The sequence below is a fragment of the Enterobacter sp. 725m/11 genome, from assembly GCF_011683705.1.
Taxonomy (GTDB): domain Bacteria; phylum Pseudomonadota; class Gammaproteobacteria; order Enterobacterales; family Enterobacteriaceae; genus Enterobacter; species Enterobacter bugandensis.
The window spans coordinates 87,862-108,780 of record NZ_JAAQOK010000006.1; the positions used below are offsets into that span (position 1 = coordinate 87,862).

Annotated in this window: 15 protein-coding genes; 7 read left to right on the plus strand and 8 right to left on the minus strand. The window is 57.3% G+C overall.

Features of this window, described 5'->3' with window-relative positions:
- Nucleotides 1-113: 113 nt before the first annotated feature.
- Nucleotides 114-3,809, minus strand: coding sequence for a DNA translocase FtsK 4TM domain-containing protein (locus HBA26_RS04190; RefSeq protein ID WP_126345189.1), 3,696 nt, complete (start codon nucleotides 3,807-3,809; stop codon nucleotides 114-116).
- A 135-nt stretch (nucleotides 3,810-3,944) separates the two neighbouring features.
- Nucleotides 3,945-4,439, minus strand: coding sequence for a leucine-responsive transcriptional regulator Lrp (gene lrp / locus HBA26_RS04195; RefSeq protein WP_000228469.1), 495 nt, complete (start codon nucleotides 4,437-4,439; stop codon nucleotides 3,945-3,947).
- A gap of 544 nt (nucleotides 4,440-4,983) precedes the next feature.
- Here lrp and trxB point away from each other — a divergent pair.
- From trxB to infA, 5 genes are all read left to right on the plus strand, one after another.
- Nucleotides 4,984-5,952, plus strand: coding sequence for a thioredoxin-disulfide reductase (gene trxB, locus HBA26_RS04200; RefSeq protein ID WP_028012555.1), 969 nt, complete (start codon nucleotides 4,984-4,986; stop codon nucleotides 5,950-5,952).
- A gap of 114 nt (nucleotides 5,953-6,066) precedes the next feature.
- Nucleotides 6,067-7,833, plus strand: a complete 1,767-nt coding sequence (cydD, locus tag HBA26_RS04205; RefSeq protein WP_126345188.1) for a cysteine/glutathione ABC transporter permease/ATP-binding protein CydD — start codon at nucleotides 6,067-6,069, stop codon at nucleotides 7,831-7,833.
- A complete protein-coding gene (gene cydC / locus HBA26_RS04210; RefSeq protein ID WP_166720812.1) occupies nucleotides 7,833-9,554 on the plus strand; it encodes a cysteine/glutathione ABC transporter ATP-binding protein/permease CydC in 1,722 nt (573 codons plus the stop codon). Before cydD ends, cydC begins: the two co-directional genes overlap by 1 nt.
- A 45-nt stretch (nucleotides 9,555-9,599) precedes the next feature.
- The gene (gene aat / locus HBA26_RS04215; protein WP_041910636.1) at nucleotides 9,600-10,304 is read left to right on the plus strand and encodes a leucyl/phenylalanyl-tRNA--protein transferase; all 705 of its coding nucleotides are present in this window, start codon (nucleotides 9,600-9,602) and stop codon (nucleotides 10,302-10,304) included.
- A gap of 284 nt (nucleotides 10,305-10,588) precedes the next feature.
- Nucleotides 10,589-10,807: a translation initiation factor IF-1 gene (gene infA / locus HBA26_RS04220; RefSeq protein WP_002211347.1), complete on the plus strand. Its 219-nt coding sequence runs from the start codon at nucleotides 10,589-10,591 to the stop codon at nucleotides 10,805-10,807.
- A gap of 71 nt (nucleotides 10,808-10,878) precedes the next feature.
- Here the strand turns inward: infA and HBA26_RS04225 are convergent, their stop codons facing one another.
- The 3 genes from HBA26_RS04225 to clpS all read right to left on the minus strand — a co-directional run bounded on the left by HBA26_RS04225 (nucleotide 10,879) and on the right by clpS (nucleotide 14,359).
- Complete coding sequence (locus tag HBA26_RS04225) at nucleotides 10,879-11,328, minus strand: hypothetical protein (RefSeq protein ID WP_048999362.1); 450 nt, start codon at nucleotides 11,326-11,328, stop codon at nucleotides 10,879-10,881.
- Nucleotides 11,329-11,731: 403 nt separating this feature from the next.
- Entirely contained in the window at nucleotides 11,732-14,011 is a 2,280-nt protein-coding gene (gene clpA, locus HBA26_RS04230) for an ATP-dependent Clp protease ATP-binding subunit ClpA (protein ID WP_028012550.1), read from the minus strand.
- A 27-nt stretch (nucleotides 14,012-14,038) separates the two neighbouring features.
- Nucleotides 14,039-14,359 (minus strand): ATP-dependent Clp protease adapter ClpS, encoded by a 321-nt coding sequence (gene clpS, locus HBA26_RS04235; protein WP_006174393.1) that lies wholly within the window; start codon nucleotides 14,357-14,359, stop codon nucleotides 14,039-14,041.
- Nucleotides 14,360-14,626: 267 nt separating this feature from the next.
- On the opposite strand from clpS, the gene cspD reads away from it, so the two are divergent.
- Nucleotides 14,627-14,848 (plus strand): cold shock-like protein CspD, encoded by a 222-nt coding sequence (gene cspD, locus HBA26_RS04240; protein WP_006809408.1) that lies wholly within the window; start codon nucleotides 14,627-14,629, stop codon nucleotides 14,846-14,848.
- A gap of 70 nt (nucleotides 14,849-14,918) precedes the next feature.
- On the opposite strand, the gene macB is transcribed toward cspD, so the two are convergent.
- Complete coding sequence (gene macB, locus HBA26_RS04245) at nucleotides 14,919-16,859, minus strand: macrolide ABC transporter ATP-binding protein/permease MacB (protein WP_048999361.1); 1,941 nt, start codon at nucleotides 16,857-16,859, stop codon at nucleotides 14,919-14,921.
- Nucleotides 16,856-17,971, minus strand: coding sequence for a macrolide transporter subunit MacA (gene macA, locus HBA26_RS04250; RefSeq protein WP_041910641.1), 1,116 nt, complete (start codon nucleotides 17,969-17,971; stop codon nucleotides 16,856-16,858). Before macA ends, macB begins: the two co-directional genes overlap by 4 nt.
- Nucleotides 17,972-18,130: 159 nt before the next feature.
- Between macA and HBA26_RS04255 the strand changes: the two genes are divergently transcribed.
- Nucleotides 18,131-19,087: a VirK/YbjX family protein gene (locus HBA26_RS04255; RefSeq protein ID WP_045630014.1), complete on the plus strand. Its 957-nt coding sequence runs from the start codon at nucleotides 18,131-18,133 to the stop codon at nucleotides 19,085-19,087.
- Here the strand turns inward: HBA26_RS04255 and HBA26_RS04260 are convergent.
- A complete protein-coding gene (locus HBA26_RS04260; protein ID WP_041910643.1) occupies nucleotides 19,084-20,742 on the minus strand; it encodes an ATP-dependent endonuclease in 1,659 nt (552 codons plus the stop codon). The genes HBA26_RS04255 and HBA26_RS04260 overlap by 4 nt on opposite strands.
- Nucleotides 20,743-20,919 lie beyond the last annotated feature (177 nt).

The following is a 20,919-nucleotide window of genomic DNA, read 5'->3' on the forward strand; positions in this document are numbered from 1 at the left end:
ATACGTCTTCCCGAAATGGGGTTTCCGTTTCTATTCTGGACCTGCCCGAAGGCAGGCGACAGAAGAATATGCTTAATTTTTGCTGATTTACCCTTCTTTGCAATCGCTGAAGGTTAATCAAACGGCGGCGGAGCCAGCACCTCACGGTTACCGTTGTGCCCCTGCTCGCTCACAATGCCCTGCGCTTCCATCTGCTCGATGATGCGCGCCGCGCGGTTATAGCCGATGCGGAACTGACGCTGCACGCCAGAGATGGACGCTTTGCGTTTTTCAGTAACGAAATTAACCGCCTGGTCGAATAACGGATCCAGCTCTTCGCCGCCGTCAAAGCCACCACCGCCGCCTTCGCTTTCGCTGTCGGAGGTAATGCCGTCAACGTACTGCGGACGTCCGCGCGCCTTCCAGTCCTGCACCACGGCGTGTACTTCCTGGTCGCGAACAAACGCGCCGTGTACGCGCACCGGAGAGGTGGAGTTCGGGCCGGAGTACAGCATATCACCCATTCCCAGCAGCGACTCAGCGCCGCCCTGGTCAAGAATAGTACGGGAGTCGATTTTGCTCGAAACGGTAAACGCAATACGGGTCGGAATATTCGCCTTAATCAGACCGGTGATAACGTCCACGGACGGACGCTGGGTCGCCAGCACCAGGTGAATACCTGCCGCACGCGCTTTCTGTGCCAGACGCGCGATCAGCTCTTCCACTTTCTTCCCGACAGTCATCATCAGGTCGGCGAATTCATCCACCAGCACGACGATATAAGGCAGTTTCTCCAGCACAGGATGCTGGGCATCCATGCTGTCACCCGGCTTCCAGTATGGGTCCGGAATCGGACGACCCATGCGCGCCGCCTCGGCGATCTTCTCGTTATAACCGGCCAGGTTACGCACGCCCAGCGCAGACATCAGCTTGTAGCGACGCTCCATTTCATTGACGCTCCAGCGCAGGGCGTTGGCGGCGTCCTTCATGTCGGTGACCACTTCCGTCAGCAGGTGCGGAATGCCTTCGTAGACCGACAGTTCGAGCATTTTCGGGTCGATCATGATGAAACGCACGTCTTCAGGCTGCGCTTTGTAGAGCATGCTAAGGATCATGGCGTTCACGCCGACCGATTTACCGGAACCGGTGGTACCCGCTACGAGCAGGTGAGGCATTTTAGCGAGGTCTGCCACTACCGGGTCGCCGGCGATATCTTTACCCAACACCACGGTCAGCGGAGATGGGTTATCGCGGAACTTGGTGTTATCCAGCACTTCACGCAGGTAAACGGTCTGACGTTTCTTGTTCGGCAGCTCAAGGCCAACGTACGGTTTACCCGGAATCACTTCCACCACACGTACCGCCACGGTCGACAGAGAACGCGCCAGGTCGCGGGAGAGGTTAGAAATACGCGCGGCTTTGACGCCCGGCGCCAGGTTCAGCTCGAAACGGGTGATCACCGGACCCGGCGAGTAGTTCACCACGTCCGCCTTGATGCGGAAGTCTGCCAGACGGGCTTCCACCAGACGGGCCATCTGCTCCAGGGCAAACGTATCAACCGGCTCGACTTCAGCCGGTGGCGGCGTCAACAAATCCAGCGACGGCAGCGGCGTGCTCGGACGCTGCAGCGGACGGCTATCACCGTTACGCATCAGCAGCGGGTGAATCAGGCTCTCCTGCGGCTGCGGTGCTGGCTGCTGGTACTGCGGCGGCTGCTGTTGTGGCTGCTGCGGTTGCGCATACGGCTGCTGAACAGGTTGCTGCGGCTGCGCGTAAGTCTGTGCCTGCGGCGCTGGCGGCTGACGCACAGGCTCTGCTTCAGGCATCACGCTTGGGGTGAACAGCGGCTCGCTCGGGCCATCATCCACCAGATCTTTCATCGGCGAAAACTCGAAATCCGATAATGAGAACGGGTTCGCACCAGCTGGCTGTTCACCTGAGTAACGCTGCTGCTGGGTTGCCGCAAACTGACGTGCTAATTCGGCTTCAGCCGCGTCATCTTCGTCCTCCAGCATCGGTTCATCATGCTGATAGTCTTCACCGTAGCGCTGATTCTGCTGCGCGGCGAACTGGCGCGCCAGCTCGTCCTGCTGCATTTCATCAGCATCATCTTCGTAGTCCGTCCCACGCGCTTTCTCTTCGGCCATCCGCTGGGAAGGCAGCTTGATCCCATAGGAGGCAAGCTCACGACGAGTTGGAACGCGGACGCGGTTAGGGCGAGGCAGTTGCGGACCAATTCCCTCTTTCACCTGTGGACGCGGCGCACCGCCCGTTGCCAGGCTAAAGACAGGTGCCGCCGCCGCTGCGGCTGCGGTAGCCTGCTTCACGCTTTCCGCTACGGGGGCAACAGCAGGCGTCGGGTCGACCGGTGGAACCGAAACCGACGGGGCTTTTGGAGCAGGTTCCTGCACCGGTTCAGGCACAGGCTGATACCATGCCGCCAGCTGTTCGCGCTCACGAGCACGGCGTTCTTCAACTTCTTCAAAATAGTACATTGGCGGACGAGACGGTTTCACCTCTTCCACCACCTCAGGTTCAGGCTGAGGCTCGACATAAGGCTGCACAGGTTCAACCGGTTCAGGCACGTACTCCTGATAAGGCTGGGCCACAGGCTGCTCATAGTGCTGCTGTTCATACTCAGGTTGCGGCTGCTGATAGGGCTGCTGCCACTGCTCCTGTTGCACGGGGATATAGCTCTCTGGTTCCGGCGCGATAACAGGCTCCGGCGTGTGGACACCCGGCGCGGTCTGCCAGGCAACCTGAGGCTGCTGAATAGCGGATTCCGGAGGCGGAACCGGCGCGGATGGCATCACGGCTTCGACAGGCGCGGCATACGCCTGTGATGCTGTCGTTGCGGCTGCGGCCGCGGCAACCGGCGCGGTAACGGTATGGCCGTTAAGCAGCGGATCGTATTCATCGAAATCACCCGGCATCGCACGGTTGCCGGAGAAAAGCACATCGTCAGGATCGACTGCACTACCCGCTGCGCGGTACTCCACCTGCTCGTCTTCATCCATACGCTTACCGGAGAAGAGCGCCGCGTCGGTTTTACGTCCAAGCGGGTTTGCAAATTTTTCAGCAACGCGCTGGCGACGCGCCAGGGCACCGCGCAGAATACGGGCACGACGAGATTCTCGACGTTGCACCGGCGCATCGTCTTCCTCTTCGTACTCATCTTCATATTCTTCTTCATCGACCCACGTGTCGTCGCGGCGGGTACGGTTGCTCGCGAAGGTCAGGATCGTAAGAATAAAGCTGCCGATCTTTTCGGCAATGCTCACCCATGACCAGCCGGTAAACAGCGTCAGCCCGGCCGCCCAGATGCAGAGCAGCGCCAGCGTGCCGCCGCTGCTGTGAAGCATCGGCTGTAGCGCAGAGCTCAGCAGGCTGCCAATCACCCCACCGGAGGCGAAGTACCAGATATCATCGGCATTAATCGCCGCCAGCCCGCAGGAGGTGAGGATCAGCGCCAGGGCGCCAATCAGGCGCAGGGAAACCGCAAAATAGTCGATGTAATCATCGTTCTGACGATGACGCCATGCAAACCAGCATCCGCCAATGATTATGACGGGAATGGTGTAGGCCATCACACCGAAAATGAAAAAGAGCGTGTCCGCAAGCCAGGCTCCGGGTACGCCGCCTAAATTATGGATAGGCTCATGCCACGCGGTTTGCGACCAGCTGGGATCGGAGGGGTTGAAACTGAGTAAGGCTGCCATCAGCCAGACGGCAAAAAGGGCAATAACGATCAGCAAAGCCTCGAGGAGACGACGTCCGCTGCTTAGCTTCGATAGTGTGACTTCTTTGTCTTCAGTGTATTCCTGGCTCAAGAAAGGCTCTCCAGGTATCAGGCATATCCTGCCTGTTTGCTAAAACGGACAACAGCGCCGGGGCTCCCCGGCACTGTTGCTGTATGGATTAACAGGAGTGTAATCAAACTACGCTGATTTTGCACCTGTTCCGTGTTAGCGCGTCTTAATAACCAGACGATTGCTCTGTTTAACCTCTTCCATCACCACATAGGTACGGGTGTCGTTCACGCCTGGCAGACGCAGCAGGGTTTCCCCCAGCAGCTTACGGTAGGCGGACATATCAGGCACACGGGTTTTCAACAGGTAGTCGAAATCACCGGACACCAGATGACACTCTTGAATTTCTTCAAGTTTTTGTACAGCGGCGTTAAATTGCTCAAACACATCCGGCGCACCACGATTCAGAGTAATCTCAACAAATACCAGAAGTGAGGCATCCAGATAATGCGGGTTCAGCAGAGCCGTATAGCCCTGAATAAAACCCTGTCTTTCCAGTCGGCGCACACGCTCAAGGCACGGCGTCGGGGAAAGTCCCACACGTTTTGAAAGCTCGACGTTGGAAATACGCCCATCCTTTTGCAATTCATTAAGAATGTTACGATCGATACGGTCGAGATCTTTGCCAGGGCGCTTCTTGCTATCTACCATTATTATTGTCTCTCTGTATTCCTTCCCTACTCCTGCCTGGACCCTGTGCACATCACTGTTCAGAGCCTGTACCCGTTAGTCATCACATCGCCTGGTTATGTATTAGACGCGATGCGGATTCGGGTTCTGTTGGTAAGAAGACCGCTGCCCGAAGGCTGTCACCGACATCACGTATGGCGTCTGTCCACGCCATGCGTAGATTTCACTGACACGGTAAAAATGGCATTTACGTGCATGCCTATGCGGCATACGGTTAACGCGGTTTTTTTTCTTCCTTGAATGTTTTCGCAAATGCGCAGGGGATTGTCAAAGCAAAACATCGTTTTTTAGTACAAGATGCCGGATATTCATTACGGGGGGGTATTAATCCTCATTTTACTGCTTTATAAACGAGCGGTTTTCAGTAGAAAACGTGACGTAACGGCACTGGATTCATCGGGCGCAGCTATTACATATATCGAAAGCAAAATCCCAGTGCTCTTTTTTTACGGCAACAAATTCCCTACAATCCAGCCCATTGCCTGCCAACAACAATGGGGATCTCATGGGCACGACCAAACACAGTAAGTTGTTAATCCTTGGTTCTGGACCTGCGGGATATACCGCGGCGGTCTATGCTGCACGCGCAAACCTGCAGCCGGTACTGATCACCGGCATGGAAAAAGGCGGTCAGTTGACCACCACCACGGAAGTGGAAAACTGGCCGGGCGACCCGAACGATCTGACCGGGCCGCTGCTGATGGAACGCATGCACGAGCATGCCGCCAAATTCGAAACCGAAATCCTGTTCGACCACATTAATAAAGTGGATTTGCAGAACCGTCCGTTCCGCCTGACGGGTGACAGCGGTGAATACACCTGCGATGCGCTAATCATTGCCACTGGCGCCTCTGCCCGCTATCTCGGCCTGCCGTCTGAAGAAGCGTTCAAAGGCCGCGGCGTCTCTGCCTGTGCGACCTGCGACGGTTTCTTCTACCGTAACCAGAAAGTCGCGGTTATCGGCGGCGGTAATACCGCGGTGGAAGAAGCGCTGTACCTGGCGAACATTGCCTCTGAGGTGCATCTGATCCACCGTCGTGACACCTTCCGCGCCGAGAAGATCCTTATTAAGCGCCTGATGGATAAAGTAGCGAGCGGCAACATCGTGCTGCACACCAACCGTACCCTGGAAGAAGTCACCGGCGATCAGATGGGCGTTGCGGGACTGCGCATTCGTGATACCCAGAACACCGATAACGTCGAAACGCTGGAAGTGGCGGGCCTGTTTGTGGCAATCGGCCACAGCCCGAACACCGCGATCTTCGAAGGCCAGCTGGAGCTGGAAAACGGCTATATCAAAGTGCAGTCCGGCATTCACGGTAACGCGACCCAGACCAGCATCCCGGGCGTGTTCGCTGCCGGTGACGTGATGGACCATATTTATCGTCAGGCGATCACCTCTGCGGGCACCGGCTGTATGGCCGCGCTGGACGCTGAACGCTACCTCGACGGACTGGCTGAACAAGGTAAATAATCTTTACAAGTCAGTAACAAACGTAAATAAAGGCGGCCACAGGTCGCCTTTATTTTTGCTCGCGTGTAACATGCAGATGTCTAATTTCTTATAACGTCACCTGCAAAATACGCAATGGAAAAAACCCGTCAACAAGAGTTAACACGCTGGCTGAAACAGCAAAGCGTTATTTCCCGCCGCTGGCTTACGATCTCCCGTCTTCTGGGGTTCGTTAGCGGTCTGTTGATTGTTGCCCAGGCATGGCTGCTGGCCCGCATTCTTAATCACATGATTATGGAGAACATTCCCCGCGAAGCGCTCCTGCTGCCCTTTATCGTTCTGATCCTGGTTTTTGTCCTGCGCGCCTGGGTGGTGTGGCTGCGTGAACGTGTTGGCTTCCACGCCGGACAGCATATCCGCTACGAGATCCGTCGTCAGGTGCTCGACCGCCTGCAGGAAGCCGGGCCCGCGTGGATCCAGGGTAAACCGGCCGGAAGCTGGGCGACGCTGATCCTTGAGCAGATCGACGATATGCACGATTACTACGCGCGCTATCTTCCGCAGATGGCGCTGGCGGTTTTTGTGCCGCTGTTGATTGTTATTGCCATCTTCCCGGTTAACTGGGTGGCGGCGCTGATCCTGCTGGGGACCGCCCCGCTGATCCCGCTGTTTATGGCGATGGTCGGCATGGGGGCGGCTGATGCCAACCGCCGCAACTTCCTGGCGCTGGGCCGGCTGAGCGGACATTTCCTCGATCGTCTGCGCGGGATGGAAACCCTGCGTATTTTTGGTCGCGGTGAAGCGGAAACCGAGAACATTCGCCAGGCATCACAGGACTTCCGCCAGCGCACGATGGAAGTGTTACGCCTGGCGTTCCTCTCGTCCGGCGTGCTGGAATTCTTTACCTCGCTGTCGATTGCCCTCGTGGCGGTTTATTTCGGTTTCTCCTATCTCGGCGCGCTGGATTTCGGCCACTACGGCACGGCGGTGACCCTTTCTGCCGGTTTCCTCGCGCTCATCCTGGCTCCGGAGTTTTTCCAGCCGCTTCGCGACCTGGGGACCTTCTATCATGCCAAAGCGCAGGCCGTTGGCGCGGCCGACAGCCTGAAAACCTTCCTGGAGACGCCGCTGGCGCACCCGGAGCGCGGTGACGTGGCGCTAAACGCTAAAGAGCCGGTAACCGTCGAAGCGAGCGATTTCTGCATTCTCTCGCCGGAAGGAAAAGTGCTGGCTGGCCCGCTGAACTTTAGCCTGCCCGCCGGAAAACGCGTGGTGCTGGTCGGCACCAGCGGTTCAGGGAAGAGTTCTCTGCTGAATGCGTTATCCGGTTTTATGGCCTACACCGGTTCGCTGCGGATAAACAAAACTGAACTGCGTAATCTCGATCCCGACGCCTGGCGTAAGCAGCTCAGTTGGGTCGGACAAAACCCTCAGCTACCTGCTTCCACGCTGCGCGAAAACGTGCTCCTGGCACGCCCGGATGCTCGTGAAGACGAACTGCAGTCCGTTCTCGACCGCGCGTGGGTCAGTGAATTTCTGCCGCTGCTCCCGCAGGGTGTCGATACCGTGGTAGGCGATCAGTCTGCCGGGCTGTCTGTCGGCCAGGCACAGCGCGTGGCCGTCGCCCGTGCGCTGCTGAACCCGTGCCAGCTGATGCTGCTGGATGAGCCTGCTGCCAGCCTGGATTCACACAGTGAACAGCGCGTCATGGCGGCCCTGAGCGCCGCTTCCCTGCAGCAAACCACCCTTATGGTTACCCATCAGCTGGAAGGCATTGCTGACTGGGATGAGATCTGGGTGATGGAAAACGGTCATATTGTTGAGCAAGGCAATTACGCCGCGCTTGTTGCCGCGCAGGGGCCGTTCGCCGCCCTGCTGGCGAACCGTCAGGAGGACATCTGATGCGTGCTCTGCTGCCTTATCTTGCGCTCTATAAACGCCACAAGTGGATGCTGACGCTGGGGATCGTGCTGGCGATTGTCACGCTGCTCGCCAGCATCGGCCTGCTCACGCTTTCCGGCTGGTTCCTGTCGGCCTCCGCCGTAGCCGGGTTCGCCGGATTATACAGCTTCAACTATATGCTGCCGGCGGCAGGCGTGCGGGGTACCGCCATTACCCGTACTGCCGGACGCTATTTCGAGCGGCTGGTCAGCCACGACGCGACGTTCCGCGTCCTGCAGCACCTGCGCATTTACACCTTCAGTAAACTGCTTCCCCTCTCCCCTGCCGGGCTGGCGCGTTTTCGCCAGGGCGAATTACTGAACCGTGTCGTTGCGGATGTCGACACGCTGGACCACCTATACCTGCGGGTGATCTCCCCGATAGTGGGCGCGTTTGTGGTGATTGCGGTAGTTACGCTGGGGCTGTCCGTTCTGGATGTTCCCGTTGCGCTGACGCTGGGTGGAATTATGCTGCTGACGCTCATTATTCTGCCGCCGCTGTTTTATCGCGCCGGGAAATCCACCGGGGAAAACCTGACGCGGCTGCGCGGGGATTACCGCCAGCAGCTGACCTCCTGGCTTCAGGGCCAGGCGGAGCTGACCATTTTTGGAGCCAGCAAGCGCTACCGTGCCCGAATGGAAAGTACGGAGCTGAACTGGCATGAAGCCCAGCGCCGCCAGTCGGAACTGACGGCCTTCTCGCAGGCGCTGATGGTGTTAATCGGCGGCGTGGCGGTGATCGCCATGCTATGGCTGGCATCAGGCGGCATTGGCGGTAATACCCAGCCAGGCCCTCTTATTGCCCTCTTTGTTTTCTGCGCGCTGGCCGCATTTGAGGCTCTGGCCCCGGTGACGGGCGCTTTCCAGCATCTTGGACAGGTGATCGCCTCTGCCCTGCGCATCACCCAGATTGCCGAACAGGAGCCTGAAGTCACGTTCAGTGCCGGGCAAACCACCGTGCCTGAGCAGGTGGCGCTGACGCTTGATAACGTGACCTTCGCCTATGACAAACAGGCGCAGAACGCGCTGGAGGGTATCAACCTTTCCGTTAATGCAGGGCAGCGGATTGCGATCCTCGGCCGTACCGGCTGCGGTAAGTCGACGCTGCTGCAGCTGCTGACGCGCGCCTGGGATCCACAGCACGGTCAGATTCGTTTTAATAACACGTTGCTGACTGATTTCAGCGAGCAGGCCCTGCGCAAGACCGTGAGCGTTGTTCCACAGCGCGTGCATCTGTTTAGCGCCACCCTGCGCGATAACCTGCTGCTGGCCGCGCCAGAGGCTTCGGACGATGATCTTCGCGCCGTACTGGAGCAGGTCGGACTGCAAAAGCTGCTTGAGGACGAAGGACTGAACAGCTGGCTGGGAGAAGGCGGTCGTCAGCTTTCCGGCGGAGAGCTGCGCCGTCTGGCCATTGCGCGTGCGCTGCTGCATGATGCACCTCTGATGCTGCTCGACGAACCTACAGAAGGGCTTGATGCGACAACCGAGAGTCAAATCCTTGATTTACTGGCAAACGTTATGGCAGGAAAAACCGTCCTGATGGTGACGCACCGCCTGCGCGGGCTGGCAAGTTTTGATCGGATAATTGTGATAGACAACGGACACATTATTGAGCAAGGTAGTCACGCAGAGCTGTTGGCGAAACAGGGTCGCTACTACCAGTTCAAACAGCGTCTGTAGACTATATTTGTAGCGTCCTCACTCGCGTACTGGAGTTTTGCTGTCATGCGCCTGGTCCAGCTTTCTCGTCATAACATCGCGTTTCCTTCGCCGGAGGGAGCGCTGCGTGAGCCCAACGGGCTGCTGGCCCTTGGCGGTGACCTTAGCCCTGCGCGGCTATTAATGGCCTACCAGCGCGGCATCTTCCCGTGGTTTTCTCCCGGCGACCCGATTTTATGGTGGTCTCCCGACCCGCGCGCCGTGCTGTGGCCAGCGCAGTTCCATCTGAGCCGCAGCATGAAGCGTTTCCATGCTAAATCCCCATATCGCGTCACGCTGAATCACGCCTTTGGGCAGGTGATAGAAGGCTGTGCCGAAGATCGCCATGAAGGGACGTGGATCACCCGCGATATCGTCAACGCCTACCACCAGCTCCATGAGCTTGGCTACGCCCACTCCATTGAGGTCTGGGAAAAGGGGGAACTGGTTGGCGGCATGTACGGCGTGGCGCAAGGGACGCTGTTTTGCGGCGAATCGATGTTCTCCCGTGCGGTTAACGCCTCGAAAACCGCGCTGCTGGTCTTCTGCGAGGCCTTTGCCCAGCGCGGCGGACGCCTGATCGATTGTCAGGTGCTCAACGAGCACACGGCCTCTCTCGGTGCAGTTGACATCCCGCGACGACAGTATATCGAGCATCTGGACGCCTGCCGTCAGGAGAAGCTCCCGCGCGACTTCTGGATCCCCAGAACGCTCTTTATGCCCAATGCTTAAATGTTTTCCGCATATTTTTTGTGAGGGTGTTATAATTATGCCGCAGAGTAGCTTCTGCCTGTTGCCCCGCCGCCGTTTGGGACCCTCGCTTCAGATAACGTCCTGACGTTTATCCTGTCGTCTCCCCTTTACGAATGCGCTTCCTGTTCGGTTGTACCGTGACGCTTGGGCAATGCGCCGAAACTGTTTTGCTGCGTTTTAATCGCGCAATTCTTTACTTAATTGATGAATTTCGGCATTATCTTGCCGGTTCAAAACTTGGTAGTGATACCCCAGAGGATTAGATGGCCAAAGAAGACAATATTGAAATGCAGGGTACCGTACTTGATACGTTGCCTAATACCATGTTTCGCGTAGAGCTGGAAAACGGTCACGTGGTAACTGCGCACATCTCCGGTAAAATGCGCAAAAACTACATCCGCATTTTGACGGGCGACAAAGTGACTGTTGAACTGACCCCGTACGACCTGAGCAAAGGCCGCATTGTCTTCCGTAGTCGCTAATTGTTTTCGCCTGTAATGGCAGATGAATATTTAAAAGGTCGGGATATTCCCGGCCTTTTTTATTTATGGTCTTAGTGTGGCTGTGTCGGCAGATGTATAGTCATGCTCGGGTTCATAGGTACGATTAAATCTTCAGCTATCGCGTGGGTAATGTCATGCAGTAGTCCCGTCAGGTGCGGCAGCATATCGCGGTCAAAATGCGACACCAGCAACACATGATTCAACGCCCGGCAGTAATCACACTTTGTTTCTGTATCTTCCAGCAGCCATTCCTTTTGTCGCGGTTGTTCCGCTTCTTCCTCAAATTCCATCACCTGAAAATCACGCATGGATTCTGCGAGTCCGGTTTTAACTACTTCCAGATAAGCCCCGAGGCAACGACATACGGGCTGCGTTTGTGGGAGTGATTTGCAGTCGAGCAGGATTTCGGTGAGCAGGTTGCAGCGCTCGGCCAGGGTTGAGAGATCGGGGTTGAGGGAGAGTTCGCTATATAAATGGGCCAAATTGTTTTCTGTATTCATTGGGTAATTCCTTCACACACTTTGAATTTACCACCGCAGGAAACGCCAATTCGCTGGCGGCGGACGAAAAGGAATTGGCGTACCAGTGTGTGTGCTACTGGCGCTTCAAGAGAAGCTTCCGATTCGCCCGCCAGATGCAGAATTATACCCCTTTCCTTAGGGCGAACGAAGCCTTCAGCATTACTGCTGCTCACACACTTTCAGGACGCCAATCCCGGCACCTGATTTTGCAGGTGCGCCGCCATTCTATTACTGTGGTTTTATCCAGCAACAAACGTCGAAAGAAACTGGAAAGCGCCTCGCAAAATTCCTCTGCGGCCTGCTGCCCTCTCCCACAGCGAAAGGAAAAAAGCAGGCATAAAAAAACCGGGCTATAGCCCGGTTTTTAGACCTACGTAAGAAATCAGTGAGCCGCTTCCGGCTTGTGCTTCGCCGCACTCTGGAAATCGTACGTCAGCTCGTTCTTCGCCTGATCCAGCGCCACGGTCACCTGACCGCCGTCCACCAGCGAGCCAAACAGAAGCTCGTTCGCCAGCGGTTTCTTCAGGTTGTCCTGAATCACGCGCGCCATCGGACGGGCCCCCATCGCGCGGTCGTAGCCTTTCTCGGCCAGCCAGTTGCGGGCCTCCTGGCTCACTTCCAGCGAGACGCCTTTCTGATCCAGTTGAACCTGCAGCTCGACGATGAACTTATCCACCACCTGATGGATCACCTCGGTAGACAGGTGATCGAACCAGATAATGTTGTCCAGACGGTTACGGAACTCCGGCGTGAAGATCTTCTTGATCTCCTCCATCGCATCGGTGCTGTTATCCTGGTGGATCAGGCCGATGGATTTGCGCTCGGTTTCACGTACCCCGGCGTTAGTGGTCATCACCAGCACCACGTTGCGGAAGTCCGCCTTGCGCCCGTTGTTATCGGTCAGCGTCCCGTTGTCCATCACCTGCAACAGGATGTTGAACACGTCCGGATGCGCTTTCTCGATTTCATCAAGCAGCAGGACCGCATGCGGATGCTTGATCACCGCGTCAGTGAGCAGGCCGCCCTGGTCAAAGCCCACGTAGCCCGGAGGTGCACCAATCAAACGGCTGACGGTGTGACGCTCCATATACTCGGACATATCAAAGCGCAGCAGCTCGATGCCCAGCGCCTTAGAGAGCTGAACCGTCACCTCGGTTTTCCCCACGCCGGTCGGGCCGGCAAACAGGAAGGAACCAACGGGCTTGTGGTCATGCCCCAGGCCGGCACGGGCCATCTTGATCGCTTCGGTTAGGGCCTCAATGGCTTTATCCTGACCAAAGACCAGCATTTTCAGGCGATTGCCGAGGGTGCGCAGCGTATCGCGGTCGCTCTGAGAAACGCTCTTCTCAGGAATACGCGCGATGCGGGCGACCACGGACTCGATATCCGCCACGTTCACGGTTTTCTTACGCTTGCTGGCCGGCATCAGGCGCGCACGCGCCCCGGCCTCATCAATCACGTCAATCGCCTTATCCGGCAGGTGACGGTCGTTGATGTATTTCACCGCCAGCTCCACCGCCGCACGCACCGCTTTCGCGGTGTAACGCACGTCGTGGTGCGCTTCGTACTTGGTTTTCAGGCCGTTGATGATCTGCACCGTTTCGTCAACCGACGGCTCGGTGACGTCGATTTTCTGGAAACGACGCGCCAGCGCGCGATCTTTCTCAAAAATGTTGCTGAACTCCTGGTACGTCGTGGAGCCCATCACGCGGATCTTGCCGCTTGAAAGCAGCGGTTTGATCAGGTTTGCCGCATCCACCTGGCCACCGGAGGCCGCACCTGCGCCGATGATGGTGTGGATCTCATCGATAAACAGGATGCTGTTGGTGTCCTGCTCCAGCTGTTTCAACAGCGCCTTGAAGCGTTTTTCAAAATCACCGCGGTATTTAGTGCCCGCCAGCAGCGAGCCAATATCCAGCGAGTAGATGGTGCAGTCGGCAATCACTTCCGGCACGTCGCCCTGCACAATGCGCCAGGCAAGACCTTCGGCAATCGCCGTTTTACCCACGCCTGACTCGCCCACCAGTAGCGGGTTGTTCTTGCGGCGACGGCACAGCACCTGAATCGCGCGCTCCAGCTCTTTATCGCGGCCAATCAGCGGGTCGATGCCGCCAACGCGAGCAAGCTGATTAAGGTTGGTGGTGAAGTTTTCCATACGATCCTCCCCGCCTGCTTGCTCTTCATTGTTATTGACCTGATTGCTGGAATCCGATGCCTGGTTAGGCTCGTCTTTGCGCGTTCCGTGAGAAATAAAGTTAACCACGTCGAGGCGGCTGACTTCGTGTTTGCGCAGCAGATAGGCAGCCTGTGACTCCTGCTCGCTGAAGATGGCGACTAAGACGTTTGCGCCAGTCACTTCGCTACGTCCGGAAGACTGGACGTGGAATACCGCGCGCTGCAGCACGCGCTGGAAGCTGAGCGTCGGCTGCGTGTCGCGCTCCTCTTCACTGGCTGGCAGCACCGGTGTGGTTTGTTCGATGAAGGCTTCGAGTTCCTGACGTAGCGCCACCAGATCCACGGAGCAGGCTTCCAGCGCTTCGCGGGCAGATGGGTTGCTAAGCAGTGCGAGCAGTAAATGCTCGACGGTCATAAACTCATGTCGGTGCTCACGCGCTCTGGCGAAAGCCATGTTTAAACTGAGTTCCAGTTCTTGATTGAGCATAGGCACCTCCCCCAATTTTATGCCTTATCAGGCCTTTTCCAGCGTACACAGCAACGGATGCTCGTTCTCCCTCGCATAGTCGTTCACCATCGCCACTTTGGTTTCCGCCACTTCGGCGGTAAAAATGCCGCAGATAGCTTTGCCACGATAATGAACGGTAAGCATCAGTTGCGTTGCACGTTCTACATCATAAGAAAAGAACTTTTGTAGCACGTCAATAACAAATTCCATCGGCGTGTAATCATCGTTCATTAACATAACTTTATACATAGATGGCGGTTTTAGCGCGTCGCGCACTTTATCTTCCGCCAGCTGGTCAAAATCCAGCCAGTCGTTGGTCTTACCCATTTTGCATAACCACTTTGAATCTACCTCAGATGTTAGATAACAATCATCTATTACTGTCATCCGCGATGTCTGTCACAAACTGTTGCAATAGCGTTAACTGCTTCAAACTTTGGTTGATTATTGTCCCAACTCCAGCGCCAAACGCTTGACGACGTCTTTCGTTTATCTAAATTGTACAAGCGTGAGATGGCGAGGTTTTGAACAGCCCCCACTCCACCACCGGTTCATTCCATCTTAATTTATAAGATTTACGAAGGATGTCGAAGCATGGAAATGGGTACTGTTAAGTGGTTCAACAACGCCAAGGGGTTTGGCTTCATCTGCCCCGAAGGCGGCGGCGAAGATATCTTCGCTCACTATTCCACCATTCAGATGGATGGTTACAGGACGCTCAAAGCCGGGCAGTCCGTCCGGTTCGATGTACACCAGGGACCAAAAGGCAATCATGCAAGCCTAATCGTACCCGTTGAAGCAGAAACGGTTGCATAGCTCTCTGTTTTATTGTGTACATCACGCAGTCAAAATGCCAGCCCGATCGGCTGGCATTTTTATTTTCGGGTTATTCCCGAGCCAGCGCGTCCACCGGATCCAACCGCGCCGCGTTGCGCGCAGGCAGCCAGCCAAACAAAATCCCGGTAAAGGTGGAACACAAAAACGCGGTGAGTATCGCCATCGGCGAGAAGCCAATCTCCCAGCCGGGTAAAAAAAGCTGGAGCGCAAAGGCAATCATCATCGAGAGCGCAATGCCCATCGCGCCGCCCACCAGGCATACCAGCACCGCTTCAATTAAAAACTGCTGAAGCACGTCGCTGGCCCTGGCCCCGACCGCCATGCGGATGCCAATCTCCCGGGTGCGTTCAGTTACCGACACCAGCATGATATTCATCACCCCGATACCGCCAACAACCAGCGAGATCACCGCCACCAGCGTCAGGAACAACTGAAGAGTACGTGTGGTCTTTTCCGCCGTTTTCAAGAGGCCGTCCATATTCCAGGTGAAGAAATCCTTCTTCCCATGGCGCAACGTTAACAGCCGTTCCAGCTGCTGTTCCGCCAGCGCGCTGTCGTAGCCCTCCTTCACGCGCACGGTGATGGAGTTAAGCCACGACTGGCCCATAATCCGCCCGGAGATGGTGGTATACGGCAGCCAGACGCGTAGGATCTTGCTGCTGCCGAACATCGACTGCTTCTCTTCCGCCACGCCAATGACCGTGGCAGGCATGTTGCCGACGAGGATCACTTCGCCCACCACGTTCGCTTTATTGGGGAAAAGCTGCCTGCGCGAGTTGGCGTCCAGCACCACCACCTGCGCCCTCCCCGCCAGCTGTTCGGCGTTGAAGGTGGCGCCTTCGCTGAAGGTCATGCCGTAGACGTTGAAGTAGTCGCCGCTCACGCCGTTGGCGCTGGCCGCCACGTCGATGTTGCCGTAGCGCAGACGCAGGTTTTGCGAGACCGCAGGCGTGGCGGAGTTCACCCACGGTTGCTTCTGAATCGCCGCCAGATCGTCATACTTGAGCGCCTGCTGATACTGCGGCTCGTCGTCGCCGAAGTCTTTGCCGGGATAAACGTCAATGGTGTTGGTCCCGATGGCGCGGATATCCGCCAGCACCAGTTGCTTGGCCGCGTCGCCCACCACCACAATCGACACCACCGAGGCAATACCGATAATGATGCCGAGCATGGTCAGCAGGGTGCGCATTTTGTTGGCCGCCATCGCCAGCCAGGCCATGGTCAGCGCTTCACGAAAGCCGCTGGAGAACTGCGCCCAGCCGGTCGACGCAGGCAGCGCTTCCTTCGGTGCCGCCGCGCGGGACTCACGCGGCGGCGGGTTGCTCACCAGCTCGCCGTCGTGGATCTCTATAATCCGTTCGGCCTGCGCCGCTACCTGCGGATCGTGGGTAACGATAATCACCGTGTGGCCCTGATCGCGCAGCTGGTGCAGGATCGCCATCACCTCTTCGCCGGAGCGGCTGTCGAGCGCCCCGGTCGGTTCATCCGCGAGGATCACCTGCCCGCCGTTCATCAGGGCGCGGGCAATACTCACGCGCTGCTGCTGGCCGCCGGACAGCTGCGACGGCTGGTACTCCACCCGCTCCGCCAGCCCCAGACGCGTTAACAGCGCCTTCGCGCGCTCAAGGCGTTTCTTCCGCTCAACGCCCGCATACACCGCGGGAACCTCCACGTTCTGCGCCGCGCTCAGGTGAGAGAGCAAGTGGTAACGCTGGAAGATAAAGCCAAAGTGTTCCCGGCGCAGCTTCGCCAGCGCGTCGCCGTCCAGCGTCGAGACGTCCGTCCCGGCCACGCGGTACGTACCGCTGGTGGGTTTATCCAGACAGCCGAGAATGTTCATCAGCGTCGATTTACCGGAGCCCGATGCGCCTACAATCGCCACCATCTCGCCCGCTTCGACGCGCAGGGAGATGCCCTTCAGCACCTCCACCGGGCCGTCGCCGGACGGATAGCTGCGACGAATGTCCTTCAGCTCAAGCAGCGCGGTCATTTAGCGGCTCCGGGCAGGCTTTCGCTGACAACAACCTCCTCGCCCTCTTCCAGCCCTTTCTCCACCACCACGTCGGTGTCGTTGCGCGCGCCAATCACCACCTCGCGCTCGCGCGTTTCACCGTTGCGCAGCACTTTCACCTTGTAGCGATTGTCCCCGGCGGATTCACCCAGCGCGGAGAGCGGAACGGTCAGCACGTTCTTCACGCCGGTCAGTTGGATGTGCACCTGCGCGGTCATGTCCAGGCGCAGCACGCCCTTCGGGTTTGGCACTTCAAAACGCGCATAGTAGAAAATGGCGTCGTTAACCTTTTCCGGCGTCGGCAGAATGTCTTTCAGCACGCCTTCGTAGCGGGTCTGCGGATCGCCGAGTACGGTAAACCAGGCATTCTGCCCCGGCTTAAGATGGATCACGTCCGCCTCGGAGACCTGGGCCTTCACCAGCATGGTGCTCATGTCCGCCAGCGTCAGAATGTTTGGCGCCTGCTGGGCGGCAATCACCGTCTGGCCCTGCAGCGTGGTAATTTGCGTCACTTCCCCGGCCATCGGCGCGACGATTTTTGTGTAATCAAGATTGGTTTTCGCCGTATCCAGCGAGGCCTGGTTACGCTTGATTTGCGCGTCGATCGTGCCAATCTGCGCCTGTTTCACCGCCAGTTCAGTCGCGGCGGTGTCTAAATCCTGTTTCGAGATAGCCTGGGTTTTCGCCAGCGCCTGCTGGCGCGTCAGCGTCACCTGCGCCAGGTTACGCTCTGCCTGCGCCTGCGCACGCTGCGCGCGCAGTTCCATCAGCGTCGCTTCCACTTCGCGGATCTGGTTCTCAGCCTGCTCGGGATCGATAACGCCAAGCAGCTGGCCTTTTTTCACCTTGTCGCCAATCTCTACCGACAGCGTTTTCAGCTGGCCGCTGACCTGAGCGCCGACGTCAACTTTGCGCAGCGCATCAAGTTTGCCCGTCGCAAGGACATTTTGCTGCAGTTCACCCGGACGAACGATCAGCGTCTGGTACTGCGGCACAGGCGCGTTAAGCACCTGCCATAACCAGAATCCACCGGCTACAATCACCAGCGCCAGCAGCAGAAACAGCGTTCTGCGTTTTCCCTTGAGGTTCATAAATATTCCAAATAAATGTTCTGGCAATAATAAACGTTGATTCTATCTAAACGACTCCTTAACGAAACCCCTGTTCTCCGAAATCACCCTAATTTGTTTACAAGACGTTGATATTTCCCCTGCTGAAATAGCGGTATTCCAAAAGACTCAGGATTTATCATGTCTTCTATCGTCGATACACCTCTTCCAAACCTGACGCAGCCGACATCCGGCTGGCAGCTCTTCAAAAATCTGGCGTTCGGCAAGATCGCGCCCGGCCTTGCATGGCAGAACCCCGCCTATCGCCGTAAGTTCATGCTGCGTTCTCTGGCGACGCCCGTGAGCACCTCTCGCCTGTTAACAAACCTCGCTAAGCAGCCGCGTTTGATGCAGATGCTGCAGGTGCAGCCCGGTCTGCCGTGTCGGCTTCATCGTCCCTGGCTGACGGTGAAGATGGATCGCCAGCACGCGCTGGAATCCCTGAACTGGCATTATCAGGCCATGAGCCGCCAGCTCCCGGCCACGCTCCTGAAGGGCTATCTTTCGACGCAGGGGACTACACTGCTGACCTTAACCGGGAAAGATGAACAGCAATTTACCGTCCGCCTGTGTGCCGATGCGTTCCTGGATAAAGAGGGAGAGGCCACCCTCACCTTCTGCGACGTTCAGAATACGGTGCTGGCGGAGCTAACCTTTACGCTCTGCCAGTTTGAAGGAAAATCGACGCTGTTCATCGGCGGTTTGCAGGGCGCGAAAGCGCATGTTCCCCATGAGCTGATCCAGAAAGCGACGAAGGCCTGCCACGGTCTGTTCCCGAAACGCCTGCTGGTTGAAGCCGCCATGACGTTCGGCGCCGCATTCCCGGTCGCGCAGATTGTTGCCGTCAGTAATGCCACCCATATTTATCGCAGCTGGCGCTACCGCAAGAAAAAAGAGGGAAAACTGCTGGCCGATTACGACGGCTTCTGGAGTTCCCTCGGTGGGGAAAAACAGGAGAGCGGCCACTTTATGCTGCCGCTTGCCATGCCGCGTAAACCCGTAGAAGAGATCGCGAGCAAAAAACGCGCCGAATACCGTCGCCGCTACGCGCTGCTGGATAGCCTGATTCAGCAGGTGAAACAGGCGACCGAACGTTAATCCGCCCTTCCGCGTGCCAGCCACAGCACGCGGGAGAACATTTTCCGCAGCAGGGTCGGAACCGCCTCTACGCCCCGCCTTCCCGCTTCCGTCGCCACTTCAATGGCTAAGTCCGGTTTCGACGAACGGTGAATAGCTTTGGCGATCACGCGCCGCATGTTCATCGGGACGTCGACCGGCACCATCGCAATGCGGTGGAATACGTCGTCAAAGCCCTGACGGTACATAAAATGCTCCATGTCCATCGCGGGCAGCATCGTTAAATGATCCCGTTCTTCTTCCCGCTCGTTGTTCAGCAGGCTGCGCACGGTTGAGGCATATTTTTTCCCCGCCTCGTCGCCGTCCACCAGCACATGCCATTCAATTCCCATTCGGCGGGCAAATTTTATCAGAGGTTTTAATCCCGACTGGGCAAATTCGATCACCTTAATACCTTCGGCATCAAAATGGTGGCCGCACTGGCGCGCCAGTTCGTTGATGACCCAGGTCTCCGTTTCCCCCTCCACCAGCAGCCAGCAGCGGGCGAAGAGCGACGAGGCGCGATTAAAGCGTATATGAAACGCGATTCGCCGCCCGTCTTCGGCGTTCATCCCGCCGGGCCCGAGGCGGTATGCGGATACGCGGGAGGACTCGCGCACCAGACGGCAGATGTGCTCCACCGGCGTCAGCGATAGCAGCTCACCGGAGTTGGTGGTGGTAATCCGTTGGAGCGGCAGCAGATTCAGCAGGTGCCACGCCACGGAGAGCATGATGGGGTGCAGGCGCGTTTCCGGATCTTCCACCAGCAGCAGCGGGCGGGCATCCCGGTCAAGACGTACGGTGCCCTTCGCCTGCAGAAGCGTTGAAAACAGCCCCAGCAAAATCACCCGATGGGTACGCCCGCCGGGCCGGTCGATCATCCGGTTGATGATGTCGAGATAGCGCCAGCTGCGCTGTTCATCATGAGAACGGCGGCGCATCAAACGATGGCGCGACTCCGAGGTGCCCTGCTCGGAAAAATAGTGCTCCAGCAGTTGCACCATCGCCGACAGCCCCTGACGAATTTGACCATCGGTGAGGTTTTGCGGACGCGACACCAGCTCTCGCGCCAGGAAATCCAGCTCGCGGGCGGTGACTTCCACCTCCGGCATATTCGGTACGGTGCCGTTACGAATACGGCGCATAAAGCGCGCATCGCGCAGGCGTAACACCGGCGTCAGGCGGATAAGATGACGCGCCAGATCGTCGATATTCTCCAGCGGAATCGGGTTGGCTTTCTCATCGAGGAATTCACGCAGGGTCAGTACCCCCTCGTTTTCCGCCATCTCACCTTCCAGCCGATAGAAAATCCGGTGGAAACCGTCGTCGCAGGGCACCCAGCAGGGCGACAGCGGGCGGAAGCGACGCACGCGGTGACGGCCGGGTTCGGATTCACGGAACGTCAGGATGATATGCAGGTGCTTCTCGCGGCCCGCGATATCGCCGGGCGGGAACCAGAAATCATCGTGGACGAAGTGATACAGCTTATCTTCGGGTGAAAGCAGCAGCGTCAGCGCATCCAGCAGGCTGGACTTACCCCACGCGTTCTCGCCGATCAGGACGTTGTTCTGCTCCAGCTGCAGCGACAGGCGGTTAATACCGCGAAACCCGACAATTTCCACACGTTCGAGAAGCATAAATCCCCCGCGAAATGATCACTTTTTCCTTTAAGTTATCAGCAGTATAGCGGCAGGAACCCTGGCACGACAGCAGAACATTCAACCTTGCGGGATTTGAACTATGCTCTATTTACCGCTGATTTGAACAAGGATTGACATCACATTGCCTTAAATCAAATTAACCGAATTTATTTA

What these genes read in the sequence shown, in the direction of transcription:
- HBA26_RS04225 (WP_048999362.1), bottom strand. Translation starts at nt 11,328, where the DNA reads ATGAATACAGAAAACAATTTGGCCCATTTATATAGCGAACTCTCCCTC.
- cydD (WP_126345188.1), top strand. Translation starts at nt 6,067, where the DNA reads ATGGAAAAAACCCGTCAACAAGAGTTAACACGCTGGCTGAAACAGCAA.
- HBA26_RS04255 (WP_045630014.1), top strand. Translation starts at nt 18,131, where the DNA reads ATGTCTTCTATCGTCGATACACCTCTTCCAAACCTGACGCAGCCGACA.
- infA (WP_002211347.1), top strand. Translation starts at nt 10,589, where the DNA reads ATGGCCAAAGAAGACAATATTGAAATGCAGGGTACCGTACTTGATACG.
- macB (WP_048999361.1), bottom strand. Translation starts at nt 16,859, where the DNA reads ATGACCGCGCTGCTTGAGCTGAAGGACATTCGTCGCAGCTATCCGTCC.
- lrp (WP_000228469.1), bottom strand. Translation starts at nt 4,439, where the DNA reads ATGGTAGATAGCAAGAAGCGCCCTGGCAAAGATCTCGACCGTATCGAT.
- HBA26_RS04260 (WP_041910643.1), bottom strand. Translation starts at nt 20,742, where the DNA reads ATGCTTCTCGAACGTGTGGAAATTGTCGGGTTTCGCGGTATTAACCGC.
- macA (WP_041910641.1), bottom strand. Translation starts at nt 17,971, where the DNA reads ATGAACCTCAAGGGAAAACGCAGAACGCTGTTTCTGCTGCTGGCGCTG.
- cspD (WP_006809408.1), top strand. Translation starts at nt 14,627, where the DNA reads ATGGAAATGGGTACTGTTAAGTGGTTCAACAACGCCAAGGGGTTTGGC.
- clpA (WP_028012550.1), bottom strand. Translation starts at nt 14,011, where the DNA reads ATGCTCAATCAAGAACTGGAACTCAGTTTAAACATGGCTTTCGCCAGA.
- clpS (WP_006174393.1), bottom strand. Translation starts at nt 14,359, where the DNA reads ATGGGTAAGACCAACGACTGGCTGGATTTTGACCAGCTGGCGGAAGAT.
- trxB (WP_028012555.1), top strand. Translation starts at nt 4,984, where the DNA reads ATGGGCACGACCAAACACAGTAAGTTGTTAATCCTTGGTTCTGGACCT.
- aat (WP_041910636.1), top strand. Translation starts at nt 9,600, where the DNA reads ATGCGCCTGGTCCAGCTTTCTCGTCATAACATCGCGTTTCCTTCGCCG.
- cydC (WP_166720812.1), top strand. Translation starts at nt 7,833, where the DNA reads ATGCGTGCTCTGCTGCCTTATCTTGCGCTCTATAAACGCCACAAGTGG.